The following is a 1,057-nucleotide window of genomic DNA, read 5'->3' on the forward strand; positions in this document are numbered from 1 at the left end:
TTCGGCTCGCGTTCCAGGAGAAAGATGTATCTTTTATCAGCGGGCATGATCTGCTGCATACGAGCGTGTACAGCAGGCTTGAGAACGATCTTCCGCAGCTGTGCGGGCTTGTCCCGGTCTCATTTGATTTTTCAACCAATCGGGAGGATGATTATTTGAGGAGGGTCTGTCCTTATGTGACGTATGCGTTTTTTTCAGGAAGCGATTTGAGTGAGTCGGAATGCGGTGAGCTTGCCAAAACAGCTCATGGGTACGGAGCCAAAATGGTTTGTATGACCCGAGGGGGCCAAGGAGCAATCCTGTCTGCGGGTGATCGAGTCTATCATCAGCCGATTGTGGAAACTGATATAATAGATACACTTGGAGCGGGAGATTCTTTTATAGCAGGCTTTTTGACTGCCTTTTGCGTGAAGCAGGATATAACGTACGCTTTGCGCCAGGCCGCCGAAACGGCTGCGAAAACATGCGGTGTGTACGGAGCTTTCGTCTATGGCTATCCTTATCGCTTGGAGGACGGGGGAAGCAGTGAAAAAACGAGAATACTATAAGCAGTGTCTCGTTTTTTATGCCTGTTATGTGTAGGGGCTGTTGATGGTAAAAGTGACACGGTTTGTGTGCATCAAAAACAATGAGCAATAGATTGGCTGGTCGTTTGATGTAAAAGCCGTTTTATCAATTTCAAACAGCGCATCCCCGATATCACAATCCAGGTATTTGCTTTCCTCCTGTTGGGCATATACAACGTTTAATAGCTTCGTATTGTGCGTGGGTACAACTTTGTATTGCTGTTTCAAAATATCATGCATGGAGACGCCGTCAGCAATAAAGGTATCAATGCCGGGAAACAAATCAAGCGGATAATGCGTCACTTCAAAGGTGAGAGGCTGATCATCATTATATAAAATCCGTTTTAATTCAATGACAGGGCTCTCGGGATGGATTTGAAGCTTTTCGGCGATAGGTTTTGTCGCTGGAATGATGTCATGGGACAGCACATGATGCTTCGGTTTTTTGCCGGTGGATTCCATAAATTCCGAGTAGCCGTTTACAGCGATCA

Annotated in this window: 1 protein-coding gene and 1 pseudogene; one reads left to right on the plus strand and one right to left on the minus strand. The window is 46.2% G+C overall.

Going from position 1 to position 1,057, the window contains the following annotated elements; translation table 11 throughout:
* A pseudogene (frlD, locus tag ACWHAR_RS23010) lies at nucleotides 1-548 on the plus strand (fructosamine kinase FrlD); the annotation flags it as partial.
* Nucleotides 549-572: 24 nt separating this feature from the next.
* Here frlD and frlR read toward each other — a convergent pair.
* On the minus strand, nucleotides 573-1,057 hold a 485-nt coding region (frlR, locus tag ACWHAR_RS23015), incomplete at its 5' end, for a transcriptional regulator FrlR (RefSeq protein WP_452087938.1).

The organism is Bacillus sp. LR--39 (assembly GCF_053613335.1).